Here is a 13220-nt window from a genome sequence, read left to right as displayed (position 1 = left end):
TAGGAGGATACAATATGAAATGTAAAATAATGCATGAATCAAAGGGGCGTATGCGAGTACGCTTCTGCATAAAGCGAATGACCGTAAGACAGGCAGACATCGCTGAATATGCACTTTCTGCGGTAATAGGAGTAACGAGGGTCCAGGTGTTTGACCGCACCTGCGATGTGGTCATTTCATATACCTGTCCGAGAGCTGAGATAGTGAAGAAGCTCTCATGTTTCTCTTTCGATGACGAGAAGAACATTTCTCTTGTGCCCGAGCAGACAGGCAGACAACTGAGCAAGCATTATGAGGAAAAGCTGGCAGCTGTTGTAATAAGAAGATGCATCAACAAGCTCATACTGCCCCAGCCAATACGCAGGATAATGGCTGTCATCAAAGCCGCAAGGTACATATTTCGCGGACTGAAATGTCTGCTTAAAGGCAGGCTCGAAGTATCAGTCCTTGATGCAACTGCTATCGGAGTATCACTTCTCCGCGGCGATTTCAAGACCGCAGGCTCGGTGATGTTCCTGCTGAATGTGGGAGATATCCTTGACGAGTGGACACACAGAAAGTCTATTGACGACCTTGCAAGGACTATGTCTCTCGGAGTTGAACAGGTGTGGACGAAAACTGCCGACGGACAGGAGCTCCTCATGCCCGTGAACGATGTCCGAAAAGGCGATATGATAGTTGTCAGAACAGGCTCCATGATACCCCTTGACGGCAAGGTGATCTCGGGCGACGCAATGGTAAATCAGGCTTCCATGACAGGCGAATCCGTACCTGTACACAAGAGCGAGGGAGCTTACGTCTACGCAGGTACCGTCGTTGAGGACGGCGAGTGTACTGTCTGTGTCGAGAATACCGCAGGCGGCGGACGTTATGACCGTATAGTCAAGATGATAGAGGAGTCCGAAAAGCTGAAATCCTCCGCAGAGGATAAGGCTTCACACCTCGCCGACAAGCTTGTTCCGTGGAGCCTTGGCGGCACACTGCTCACATGGCTGCTGACAAGAAATGCCACAAAGGCACTGTCTATCCTTATGGTGGACTTCTCCTGCGCTCTTAAACTTGCAATGCCTATATCAGTGCTGTCAGCCATGCGTGACTGCAGCCGCGCAGGGATAACCGTCAAGGGCGGCCGCTTCCTTGAAGCCGTTGCGGAAGCCGATACTATCGTTTTCGACAAGACGGGAACTCTCACTCATTCAAGTCCGAGAGTTGCACAGGTAATAACCTTCGGCGGACGTGACGAGGACGAAATGCTGCGTCTGGCAGCCTGCCTTGAAGAGCACTATCCTCATTCTATCGCTAACGCTGTTGTAGCTGCGGCAGCTGAAAAAGGTCTTGAGCATGAGGAGTTCCACTCAAAGGTTGAGTATGTGGTGGCACACGGTATCTCAAGCATGGTTGAGAATGAGCGTGTACTTATCGGAAGTCATCATTTCATCATCGAGGACGAGGGCTGCACTCCGCCTGATGAGCGTATTTTCAGGCATCTGCCCAAAGAGTATTCCCACCTTTATCTTGCCATCGGCGGCGAGGTGGCAGCTGTTATCTGCATAGAGGATCCCCTCCGCGAGGAAGCTGCCGACGTGGTGAAGAAGCTCCACGAATACGGTATATCACGTGTTGTCATGATGACAGGTGATAATGAGCGCACAGCGAAAGCAGTTGCTGAAAAAGTCGGCGTTGACGAGTATCACGCTGAGGTGCTCCCCGAGGATAAGGCTGCATTCATACGCGCCGAGCATGAGGCAGGGGGAAAGGTAATAATGATAGGCGACGGCGTGAACGATTCTCCTGCACTGAGCGAAGCCGATGCAGGCATCGCCATAAGCACGGGAGCTGCCATTGCCCGTGAAATAGCGGATATCACTATCTCTGCCGACGACCTTTATGCAATTGTGGAGCTGAAACGCATGAGCAATGCGCTGATGAAGCGTATCGGTTGGAACTACAGGACTATAATCGGCTTCAACGGCGGACTTATCGGACTTGGCGTTCTGGGAGTACTGCCTCCTGCAACTTCTGCGCTCCTGCATAATGCTTCCACGCTGGCAATAGGACTTCGCAGCATGACGGAACTGAAGTAAGGCAGAAAAGACTGCGCAATTCTCAAATCAAACTAAAAAAAACAGGGGACGAGTGACCGTCCCCTGTTTTGTAACATAATTAAATACTGATGAGCTATAAGCTTGTTATAGCTCAAAATTCTTGTGGATAAACTCCCATTTCTTGTCGCGGGAAGCTGTTATTATCTGTATATCCTCATCTGTGAGGTGCTTGAAGCGCCCCTGTTTTTTCAGGTAAGCCGCTACGTCAGTGAACTCCTTGGGCTTGTGGTTAAGCTTAAAGGAGCCGTTTTCGTACTCGGCAAGATACCACAGTCCGCAGTCAACCACTTCCTTTGCAATGTCGACCGTAGCGTCGGGAGCAACTCCCCAGCCTGTGGGACATGGCGCGATAACGTGGATGTACTTTGTACCCTGTATCTGCGAAGCCTTCTGCACCTTTTTGATAAAGTCGGCAAGATAGCCAACGCTTGCAGTTGCTGCGTATGGTATATCGTGTGCAGCGGCTATCTCGAACATATTCTTCTTGGGACGGATATTTCCGTGGATATTTGAGCCTGCGGGAGTAGTTGTGGTCTTAGCGCCAAATGGCGTGAGACCGCTTTTTTGTATGCCTGTGTTCATGTAGGCTTCGTTGTCGTAGCAGATGTAGATGATGTTGTCGTTGCGGTCGATAGCTCCCGAAAGAGCCTGTATTCCGATATCGGCAGTACCGCCGTCACCTGCAAAGCCCACAGCTGTGAAGTCCTTATAGCCCCTTGCGCGGAGACCTGCCTCAACGCCTGTGAGCATGGAAGCCGTACCTGCAAATGTGGAGATTATGGAATTGTTGGAGAAGCAAAGCTGGGGGAAGTTAAAGCCGACCGCCGACATACAGCCTGCGGGAAGCACCGATACAGCGTTTGGTCCGAGGACTTTAAGTGCAGCTCTTACTGCAAGGCTTCCGCCGCAGCCTGCACATGCCTTGTGTCCGTAGAAAAACTCCTCACGGGATATGCTTTCTGCAGCCTTATTTGCCATTGTCCTCGCCTCCTATTCCTATAAAATTGACACTCTCCGTGCCCTTTGCAATGCTTGTGCAGATATTTTCAATGTCACCTGCGGAGATGTTTCTGCCGCCCAGACCGCCGATGAAGTTGTAGCCCTTTACGTCCACTCCTGCCTTTTTCAGTGCGGAGTTGACGTTGGTGAAGACTGTTCCCTCGTTGCCGAAGCTGATATCCTTTTCAAGTACTGCGTAAGCCTTGACATTTTTCAGTACATCTGCAATTTCCTTGTTGGGAAAAGGTCTCATGTAGCGTATGCGGACAACGCCTGCCTTTACGCCCTGCTCGCGGAGCTTATCCGCAGTTTCACGGCAGAGACCTGCGATACTGCCGAGAGTAACGATGATGTATTCGGCGTCCTCGGTGCGGTAATTCTCGGTCAGACCTGTGTAGTGTCTGCCGAATATCTCAGCGAATTCCTTTTCGGTCTCGGTGATTACCTCAGCCGCCGCAAGGATCCCCTTGTGCTCTTTGTATTTGAAGATGTAGTTGGTGTCGGGACCTGCTGAGAAAGCCATATTTTTCGGGCTCTCGAAGTCTATGCGGTTATCTGTCTCATAGGGCGGCAGGAATTTGTCTGCCTGCTCATGAGTCGGGATCTCAACTGTCTCGTAAGTATGAGTGAGAACAAAGCCGTCCAGATTTGCCATATAGGGAGTCTGTACGCGCTTATCCTCGGCTATCTTGTAGCTCATCAGCGCAAGGTCAAGAGCCTCCTGTGCATTCTCGGCGTAGGACTGTATCCAGCCGCTGTCGAGCTGTGAAAGACTGTCGCGCTGGTCGCCGTAGATGTTCCACGGAAGAGCTGTTGAACGGTCTGCGTTCATCATAACTATTGGGAAGCGTCCGCCTGCTGCGTAGTAGAGACATTCCGCCATGTAGAGAAGTCCCTGTGATGATGTGGCTGTGAAAGCTCTTGCGCCTGCGGCACTTGCTCCGATAGCACATGACAGTGCGGAATGCTCAGACTCAACGTGAACGTACTCTGCGCTGAGACTGCCGTCCTCAACCATTTCCGAAAGACGCTCAACGACAATGGTCTGGGGTGTTATAGGGTAGGCTGAAATAACCTGGGGACGGGCAAGGCGAATGCCCTCGGCAAATGCCTCATTGCCTGATAAGAATTTTCTGCTCATTTGCGCTCCGCCTCCATTTCTATTGCCTTTATCTTGCATATTTTTGCGCATATCCCGCAGCCCTTGCAGAAGTCGTAATCAATGGCTGCCTTGCTGTCTTTTATTGAAATAACGCCGTCGGGACAGTAGAGGTAACACTGCTCGCAGCCCACGCATTTTGCTGTATCGATAACAGGTCTGATACTGCGCCAGCCGCTGTTGACAGTGGTGAGATAGCCTGCCTCAAATGACGTATTCTCGGGGACTTCCGCAAATGTGAAGTCCTTTTTCTCTCTGATGTGCGGTCTCATTCTCCCACCTCCTGTACAGCTTTAAGGAGTGCGTTTATATTGCGCTCCTGAATTTTCTGCGGCATATAGCCCTTGATAGCTTCCACTGCTTCATCGGTGGAAACGACTTTGGAAAGTCCGATGAGCAGACCGAGCATTATGGTGTTTGCAGTGGGAAGTCTGAACTCAGCTGCAATGCTGTCAGCGTCAAAGGTGAGCGCACCGCCGATACTGTTTTTTGAGTTCACTATTATCTTGCCTGTGGGCTTCAGAAGTCCCTGAAGCTGCGGACTGTACAGTGTATCGTCGATTATGACGATGTAGTCAGACTTCTCGGTCTGACTTCTGTCCACAACGGGCTTGGTGTCGAGCTTTGTGAAGGCTCTTACGGGAGCGCCGCGGCGCTCCGGGCCGAATGACGGAAAGGCGAGTCCGTACTTGTTTTCGTCATCTATCGTATATGCTGCACCCAGCAGCTTTGCGGCAGTGAAAGCGCCCTGACCGCCGCGTCCGAGCCATATGATCTCCTGCATATTAGTTCTCCTATCGTTTTAGTATGTTTTAATTATACACCTGTCCGCAAAAAAAGTCCAATACAGGACTTCTATTTGAGGCAATAGATTCTGTCTATATCAAGGTGAGCCGTTGGCTTTCGGATATATATTTTGCCGTTTCGACGAGAATGACGTTTTTTAGCGTGATATAGCCTGATTTTGTTAACAGCTCCCATGGCCAATAACTGTGTATAGACAAATTTTATAGCCGAAACACTTGAAAAAGTTCTGCTGATATGTTATACTTAGTATATAAATAGGAATTATATACTAACAGTGAGGTGACGTTAAATGAGAGTATCATCAAAAGTTGAATGCGGTATAATCGCATTGGTCGATATAGCTGTCAATTCGTGGAGTGAAAATGCTGAAAGCATAGTCAAGGTGAATGCAATATCTCAGCGCAACAATATCTCTGCAAAGTATCTGGAGCAGATAATACCGCTGCTCAAACAGGCAGGACTGCTGCGGAGCATTAAGGGGTCAGGCGGCGGATATACGCTCTCGCGGGAGCCGTCGAGCATAACTCTTAATGAGATCGTTGATGCGCTTGACAGCAGTATTCTCGCGTCATCTGAATTCAACGATCAGCTTGATGCCAGAGCAACAGAAACCATCGCTGAGTGTTTATGGGAGCCTGTCAATGATTATCTCAGGAAGTTTTCCAGAAACCTCACGCTGAAAGACCTTGCCGATAAATTAACTGAGAAACAGAACGAGCAGCTTGAACTGATGTATTATATATGATATTAAGTCCCGAGGGAGCAGACAGTAAGCTCCTTCGGGACATATTTTTTATTATTACAAAAAAACAGCTCAGAATCGCTCTGAGCTGTCTGCATTATCAGTCATTGAAAAGAGGTGTGGAGTAGTATCTGTCACCGCTGTCGGGGAGCAGTGCTACGATAGTCTTGCCCTTGTTCTCGGGTCTCTTGGCAAGCTCTAAAGCTGCGTAGTAAGCTGCACCTGCTGAGATACCAACGAGTATGCCCTCCTGCTTTGCGATGAGCTTTGAGGTCTCAAATGCGTCCTCATTCGCTACTGCGATGACCTCGTCATATACATCGGTATTGAGAGTCTTTGGAACGAAGCCTGCGCCGATACCCTGTATCTTGTGGGGGCCTGCTGTACCCTTTGAAAGCACGGGAGAATCCTGCGGCTCAACTGCAATTACCTTAACATTGGGGTTCTGGGATTTGAGGTATTCGCCTGTACCTGTTACTGTACCGCCTGTACCTACACCTGCAACGAAGAAATCTACCTTTCCGTCGGTATCGTTCCATACCTCGGGACCTGTTGTAAGTCTGTGTATCTCGGGGTTGGCTGGGTTCTCAAACTGCTCGGGAACGAAGCTGTTTGGAGTTTCCTTTGCAAGCTCCTCAGCCTTTGCGATAGCGCCCTTCATGCCCTTTGAGCCCTCTGTAAGAACGATCTCGGCACCGTAAGCCTTGAGGATATTTCTTCTCTCAACACTCATGGTCTCAGGCATTGTAAGGATTATCTTATAGCCCTTTGCAGCTGCGATAGAAGCAAGACCGATACCTGTGTTTCCCGATGTTGGCTCAATGATAGTGGAGTCCTTTTTAAGGAGTCCCTTCTTCTCAGCATCCTCGATCATAGCCAGAGCGATCCTGTCCTTGACGCTTCCTGCGGGATTGAAGTATTCGAGCTTTGCAAGCACAGTTGCCTCAAGCTTCTGTGAATTCTCAATGTTTGTGAACTCCACCAGGGGAGTATTACCGATAAGACCTGTAGCACCCTTATAAATTTTTGACATAATAATTTCCTCCTTCTGATAGCAACTTTATAATTCCTATCTGTTAAGTATATTATATACCCTGATAAGAAAAAATGCAATACCTTTTATAATTGTATTTATTTATCCTGAGTTATAGATTGAAACTATAACTTGCAAATAGAAATGCACAGACTTTTCAGCCTGCTCTTACTGTGGCTATTGCATCGCAGCTCTCATTTTCACCGAGGAGCTTATGGCGGAGACTGATCAGATTGTTGAGCTCTGAATAACGCAAAAAAGGAAGATACCTCAATTCGGGGTATCTTCCTTTTAATATTATAAGAGTAATTACCTTCTGAACTTTAATGCAAATCCAAGACCGATAAGAAGAACCAGTGCGGAAGCTCCCAGCAGGATATACGCTGTGGTATTGTTCTGTGAAGCATCGCCCATAGGGGAAAAGCTTCCCATATCAGGTCTTTCGCCGCCTCTTGAGCTTCTCTCCTTGTCGGGAGCAGCATTGCCGCTTTCCTTATCGGGAGCTGTTTTTTCCTCGTTCACGGACTCATTTTCAGCCTCGGTGACCTTTTCATCAGCGTCACCGTCGTCAGCCTTTTCGGAATTGCCGAAAGGTGCAGCTCCGTCGGGCATATTGCTCGGGTCAAAATCATCGGGCATATTGCTCGGGTCGAAGTCACCCGGCATTCCGCCGCCGAAATCAGGCATATTGCTTGGGTCAAAGTCGTCGGGCATATTGCTCGGGTCGAAACCGTCAGGCATTCCGCCGCCGAAGCCCTGCGGAGGCTGACCGCCGCCGAAGCTGCCACGTCCGCCGCGCTTGGAGGAGCTGCTGTCTGAGCTGTCCTCATTTGCGAGGAACTGTATATTGCTGAGCATAGTTACAGAAAATGAAGAAGTATCAACTGTCTGCACTATCTCGTCTTTTTCTGTCTGCTCTGATACAGCGGACTTTCCTGAGCTTCTCTTCCTGCCTGACTGTTCCGAGCTTGCGGAAGTATCAGACTTATCGGAGCTCTCGCTTCTGCCGAAGCCGCCCTTCTGACCACCGCCGAAACCGCCGTTTCCGCCCATAGAGCCCATGTCTGAGGTGTTCAGACCGTCTGTGTCGATATGTGCGGAGCTGTCTTCCTTCTGACCTGCTGTTGTTGAGGGGATAGTGCCGTCAAGCTGTCCGAGGACGCTCTCCTCACGGAGAGTGCAGAACTTTGTGATAGCTTCAACGCCTGTTTTGAACTCGTCGTAGGTGCAGAACTTTGTGGGATCATTTTCAACGTACTTGTCGATGAGAGCAGCTGTTTCGGAGATAAGCTCCTCAAAGTCAACGCTGCCAAGGAATTCGCTGAAAAGCTCATGGTACTGCTCAGTATATTCCTCATTGTCGAATATCCATGATACCATAGGTCTGTCGCTCATGCCGTTTGATACGGGAGTATCGATAGGCGAATTAACGGAAGAGGAAGCATTTCCGCCCATGAATGAACCGTAGGCAAGGTTGTAGTCCCATGGGATCATTGAGAGCTGTCCGTCCTCTTCGTAGAGGTAGTAGTTGTGTATCATCTGACCTGTGTAGCTGTCGCCGTTAACAAGGAAATCATGAACTACAAAGTATCTGATGACTTCCTCAACGTCAACTGTGCTTTCAAGGTCTGACTGCTCCAGAAGCGCTTTCAGTGAACGGATAAGGCGCTTCTTGTCAGCCTTGTCAACTGCTGTCTTTGCGTTATTGAAGATATTTGAGTAGCTGTCGATATCGTCGTCGGTATACTTCAGCTTTACGTCGTCGCTGCCCATGCCGAAGCCGCCGAAACCGCCCTTGCCGCCGTCGGAGTTTTCTCCGTCGCCGCCGAACATCTTTGAGGGATCGAAGTCGCCGAAGTCCTCGGGCATATTCTCTGGGTCGAAATCAGGCATCTCTCCGCCAAAGTCGGGCATATTACCGAAGTCCGGCATTTCACCGCCAAAATCGGGCATACCGCCGCCGAAGCCTGATGATGAGTCTTTATTATCGTCTGATTTGTCGGAGCTGTCTTTATTTTCGCTCTCGTTATTCATAAAATTCCCCATACTAAAGTCTTTGCCGTTTCCTCTGCCGCCGCCGAAGCTAAGTGCATCAGGCTTGTAGAGGTCGCCGTAGTTGCTGCCGTAGTTTCTTTCAAGGAATGACTCCTCGATAGCTTCCACAGCAAGATACAGTCCCCAGTCCTCACCGTTGACTGTGATGTAGGCGTAGCTGCAAAGGGGCGAATCAACGCCGAAATCATACATGAGGGTATAAGCCAGATAATCCTTCATGTAGGTATTATCCTGAATGATGTTGTTAAGGCAGAGCTTGTCAAGTCCGTGGTAGGTCTTGCCGTTTTCGTACTGGTCAAACTCTATCTTGAAGCTGTAACGGCTGCTGTTCATGTTCTTTACTGAGCTGAGGGAGGTATTGCCCTTGGCTCTGATACCAACATTTTTCACTGCTTCTCCGTCGATGACCAGATTGCAGGCTGAGTATTCCTCGCTCTCGCAGCCCTCGATGAAGCCGTCCCAGTCATTCATGACTATGTCGATGGTATGCACCCTTGAATGATCGAACAGCCTGTTCTCATAGCCGATGGCATGGGCTGTGGACTTTACGCCCAGAGCCTGACCGTTGCAGAAAATAAAGGCTATAACAAGAGTCAGGACCGTGACCGCGATGCATATCCTGTCTATGTTCTTATGTGCTGACATTATATCACACCCTTATCCCATGTAGTCGCCGTTGTAGCTTACGAGAACTGCGCTCTGTACACCTTCCATATCAGCAAGAGTGTTTACGAAATCTGTATTGTCGTCCTTGAGTCTGATCTCCATATTGAGCTCTACAGAGCCCTTCTGAGCAGTCTTGCTCTTTACAACGCATCTTTCTGTCTTGCCGTCGAGGAATGCCTTAGCCTTTGTCTCGCTGTCGTGACCGTCGCAGCGGATAACTACGATGTATGGGTTCTTGTGAGCCTTGCGGTTTACGAATACAAGGAGGATAACGCCGATGATGACGCTGCCGATAACTGCAAGCGGTATCATGCCTGCTGCAAGGACGATACCCACTGCGATAGACCAGAACAGGAATGCGATATCAAGGGGCTCCTTAATGGCTGTACGGAAACGGACGATAGAAAGTGCGCCCACCATACCAAGGGAAAGAACAACGTTGCTTGTAACTGCCAGGATAACAACTGTGGTTATCATTGTAAGTGCAACGAGAGTAGTACCGAAGCTTGCGGAGTACATAACTCCCGAATAGGTCTTTTTGTAAACGAGGAATATGAACATTCCCAGACCGAATGCAAGAATAATGGCGATAGCCATATCGAGAATGCTGACGCTGGTCACATTGTCGATAAAATTAGACTTGAAGATATCACTGAAACTCATAATAAATTACTCCTTTATGTTTTATCCGTAGATTCGACAGGCTGCGTATTTTGAAAAAGCTCCCTCGCGCCTGTCTGCAAGGGCAACTGCATCTCTGATTATGTCGGGCAGGAAGCAGTCCCACTTGACTTCGAGTATGATAGAGTCCGACACCGGAACTGTCACACAGTCGGGGTCAAGGAAATCCGTACATCTCATGCCGCCGCGCACGTTGTAGTCCAGCGTGACGCGGACATTTCCTGCGGGATAGATGAATGGTTCTCTGGTGTAGTCCACGATAGTTTTCGGAGCTATGCCCTGGGACTTCATTTTGGAGTAAAGCTCCCGTATGAGCTGATGCTCCGAATCAAGCATCCACTCCGTATCACCGTCAACTATGCTCTGCGCCTGCTGCGCTGTTAGGGGAGCGCTCTGCTTGTTGCCAAGGTGGTCTATCTTGCTTTTCTTTTCAAGATGAATGACCGAGGTATCACCGTTGTAGTATCTTATGCGGAATTTCTCACGGCGGCTCAGACCGTTGACCTTTTCCATAAGAGCCTTGTCTGCAAGATTATCGAAGTAAAGGCTGCGGATAAAATATTTTCCGTCTATGGCATGTGGATCATGGTATGCAACTGCGCTGAGTCTGTGGCGGATCGTTATCATGTCCGAGTAGTTTATCTCATGCTTTATCTCATGTCTGAGATCCATAGTTTTCACCTCTTTTCTTGTTATAGGCACGCACACAGACCAATGAAACGGGCGACCAAGCCTGCGTGCGTTTCATCCTATGCTTTAATTATAACTGTGAACGCTGAATTGAAACTGAAAACGGGTGTGAACAGGGTAAAACCCAAGTGAAAATTAAGTGAAATAATGGCAGTTGTTCATGATTTCAGCTTGAATTCAGCTATTTGTTGTATTATAATGTTATTAAAGGCTTTAAGGGGGAAACCAATATGAAAATACTTATAATAGAGGACGAAAAGGTACTTGCAGATTCGCTGAAGCTCATGCTGGAGTCTAAGGGCTTTGAAGCAGAGGCAGTCTATGACGGCGAAAGCGGCGAGCAGTACGCTATGCTGGGTATCTATGACCTCATAATCCTTGACATAATGCTGCCGAAAAAGAACGGCTATCAGGTGGCAAAGGCTGTCCGCAGCAAGCACAATACAACGCCCATACTTATGCTGACTGCCAAATCAGACGTTGATGACAAGGTGCAGGGACTTGATACAGGTGCGGACTACTATCTCACCAAGCCCTTTGACGCAAGGGAGCTCCTCGCCTGCGTGAACGCACTTCTCCGCAGACAGGGCTCACAGGTGAACGAGCTTGCCTTCGGCAATACCCGACTTGATATGGAATCGGCTTCCCTTATATGCGGCGAAAACAGTGTAAGGCTGTCCGCAAGGGAGTTTGAGGTCATGCGCATACTTATGACCTCGGGAACGAACCACATCTCAAAGGAGACCCTGCTGACCAAGGTATGGGGCTACGACTCCAATGCTGTTGAGAACCATGTGGAGGCATATGTGAGCTTCCTGCGGAAAAAGCTTGTGAGTATCGGCTCAGATGTGCGTATCGAAGCCATGAGGCGCTTAGGCTATCATCTGGAGTGTGAAGAAAAATGCTGAAACGGCTGAGGATAAAATTCATTGCAGTAATAATGAGCATCGTAACGGTGCTGTTCATTGTCATATTCGGATTTGTGCTGCATTTTACCACGCAGAATATACAGCGTGAGAGCATACAGATGATGCGGGCCATGGTATTCCGCCCGCCTGATGCAGTGCCCATGGGCAGACCCGATAATATGCCCGATAATATCCGCCTGCCCTTATTCACGGTGAATATATCCGATGACGGCAAGCTCACTGCATTCGGCAGCGACCTTTTTGACCTGAACGATGAGACCATGCTGAAAAAGCTGGTTGACGCTGTTGAGGAGAGAAAAAAGGATACGGGCATACTTCCCGACTATGACCTGAGATACATGAGAGACGAAAACGGCTTCAGAAAAGCCATAGTTTTTGCGGATATATCCAGAGAAAAGGCAATGATAAAGGGCTTTATCAGAAATTCCCTGATAATAGGACTTATAGGCTATGCAGCCTTTTTTGTAATAAGCTTGCTCCTGGCGAAATGGGTGACGAAGCCCGTTGAAAAGACATGGAATGAGCAGAAGCAGTTCATAGCGGACGCTTCCCACGAGCTGAAAACTCCGCTTACGGTCATAATGACAAACGCGGAGATGATGAGCGACAAGAGCTACTCCGAAAGCGACAGAGACGGCTTCACAAAAAATATCCTCTCTACGTCAAAGCGCATGAGGGGACTTGTGGAAAGTCTCCTTGAGCTTGCAAGGCTTGACAATAACAGGGCTGCCGTGAAGCTTGCCACCCTTGACCTCAGCAAGCTCATAAACGACAGTATACTGCCCTTTGAGCCGCTGTTTTACGAGAACGATATGGAGCTTGCAACTGATATCGATGACGAGATAAGCGTAGAGGGCGACAAGGACAAACTGAGACAGGTGATGAATATCCTGCTGGACAATGCCCTGAAATACTCCGACCCTGCGGATAAAGCCACGGTAAAGCTGAAACGTCAGGCTGCGAACTGCGTCCTGTCTGTGTCGGGGCTGGGAACACCGCTGACAAAGGAAGAGCTTGAGAACATCTTCAAGCGGTTCTACCGCGTAGATCAGGCAAGAAACGACGGTCAGAGCTACGGTCTGGGACTTTCCATTGCCGAGAGCATAGTCGCTGAGCATAACGGCAAGATATGGGCTGAGAGCAGTAACGGGTACAATACCTTCTATGTATCTCTGCCTCTCACAGCCAAACAGGAATGACCCGAAAACGCCGAAATTAAGGGAGAAAAAATTTTTTTGAGATTTTTTTGAAAAAAAGGTGAGAGTTTTTGCATTCTCATACGTCTAATAAGTGAACGGAAAAATAAAGGGGATATCTGTGCCCCTCCGATGCCCTGCATATATATCTTTCACTG

The 13220-nt window shown here is 48.9% G+C and carries 12 protein-coding genes; 4 read left to right on the top strand and 8 right to left on the bottom strand.

Annotated elements, in window-relative coordinates; genetic code table 11:
* Positions 1-14 precede the first annotated feature (14 nt).
* Entirely contained in the window at positions 15-2084 is a 2070-nt protein-coding gene (locus N774_RS0107160; RefSeq protein WP_024860586.1) for a heavy metal translocating P-type ATPase, read from the top strand.
* 105 nt (positions 2085-2189) lie between these two features.
* Here the strand turns inward: N774_RS0107160 and N774_RS0107155 are convergent, their stop codons facing one another.
* The 4 genes from N774_RS0107155 to N774_RS0107140 are packed head-to-tail and all read right to left on the bottom strand — an operon-like array spanning position 2190 to position 5047.
* Entirely contained in the window at positions 2190-3083 is an 894-nt protein-coding gene (locus N774_RS0107155; protein WP_024860585.1) for a thiamine pyrophosphate-dependent enzyme, read from the bottom strand.
* The gene (locus tag N774_RS0107150; RefSeq protein ID WP_024860584.1) at positions 3073-4245 is read right to left on the bottom strand and encodes a transketolase C-terminal domain-containing protein; all 1173 of its coding nucleotides are present in this window, start codon (positions 4243-4245) and stop codon (positions 3073-3075) included. Before N774_RS0107150 ends, N774_RS0107155 begins: the two co-directional genes overlap by 11 nt.
* Positions 4242-4535 (bottom strand): 4Fe-4S binding protein, encoded by a 294-nt coding sequence (locus N774_RS0107145; protein WP_024860583.1) that lies wholly within the window; start codon positions 4533-4535, stop codon positions 4242-4244. The genes N774_RS0107150 and N774_RS0107145 overlap by 4 nt, the downstream gene beginning before the upstream one ends.
* Positions 4532-5047 carry a 2-oxoacid:acceptor oxidoreductase family protein gene (locus N774_RS0107140; RefSeq protein WP_024860582.1) on the bottom strand — a complete coding sequence of 172 codons (516 nt, stop codon included), beginning with the start codon at positions 5045-5047 and terminating at the stop codon, positions 4532-4534. Before N774_RS0107140 ends, N774_RS0107145 begins: the two co-directional genes overlap by 4 nt.
* Before the next feature lie 312 nt (positions 5048-5359).
* Here N774_RS0107140 and N774_RS0107135 point away from each other — a divergent pair, with 312 nt between their 5' ends.
* Positions 5360-5815, top strand: a complete 456-nt coding sequence (locus N774_RS0107135) for an RrF2 family transcriptional regulator (protein WP_024860581.1) — start codon at positions 5360-5362, stop codon at positions 5813-5815.
* Positions 5816-5912: 97 nt separating this feature from the next.
* Here the strand turns inward: N774_RS0107135 and cysK are convergent, their stop codons facing one another.
* The 4 genes from cysK to N774_RS0107110 form a co-directional block, all read right to left on the bottom strand.
* Positions 5913-6845: a cysteine synthase A gene (cysK, locus tag N774_RS0107130; protein WP_024860580.1), complete on the bottom strand. Its 933-nt coding sequence runs from the start codon at positions 6843-6845 to the stop codon at positions 5913-5915.
* Between the two features lie 309 nt (positions 6846-7154).
* Positions 7155-9545, bottom strand: coding sequence for a CotH kinase family protein (locus N774_RS17115; protein WP_024860579.1), 2391 nt, complete (start codon positions 9543-9545; stop codon positions 7155-7157).
* 12 nt (positions 9546-9557) lie between these two features.
* Positions 9558-10229, bottom strand: a complete 672-nt coding sequence (locus N774_RS0107115; RefSeq protein ID WP_024860578.1) for a DUF4956 domain-containing protein — start codon at positions 10227-10229, stop codon at positions 9558-9560.
* Between the two features lie 21 nt (positions 10230-10250).
* Complete coding sequence (locus N774_RS0107110) at positions 10251-10919, bottom strand: polyphosphate polymerase domain-containing protein (protein WP_024860577.1); 669 nt, start codon at positions 10917-10919, stop codon at positions 10251-10253.
* A gap of 248 nt (positions 10920-11167) precedes the next feature.
* Between N774_RS0107110 and N774_RS0107105 the strand changes: the two genes are divergently transcribed.
* Both N774_RS0107105 and N774_RS0107100 read left to right on the top strand, forming a co-directional pair.
* A complete protein-coding gene (locus N774_RS0107105) occupies positions 11168-11845 on the top strand; it encodes a response regulator transcription factor (RefSeq protein ID WP_024860576.1) in 678 nt (225 codons plus the stop codon).
* A complete protein-coding gene (locus N774_RS0107100; RefSeq protein WP_024860575.1) occupies positions 11839-13065 on the top strand; it encodes a sensor histidine kinase in 1227 nt (408 codons plus the stop codon). Before N774_RS0107105 ends, N774_RS0107100 begins: the two co-directional genes overlap by 7 nt.
* The last annotated feature ends 155 nt before the right edge of the window (positions 13066-13220 follow it).

It is taken from the genome of Ruminococcus flavefaciens AE3010, from assembly GCF_000526795.1.
GTDB classification, from domain to species: Bacteria; Bacillota; Clostridia; order Oscillospirales; family Ruminococcaceae; genus Ruminococcus; species Ruminococcus flavefaciens_D.
This window is presented reverse-complemented; position numbering and strand designations above follow the sequence as displayed.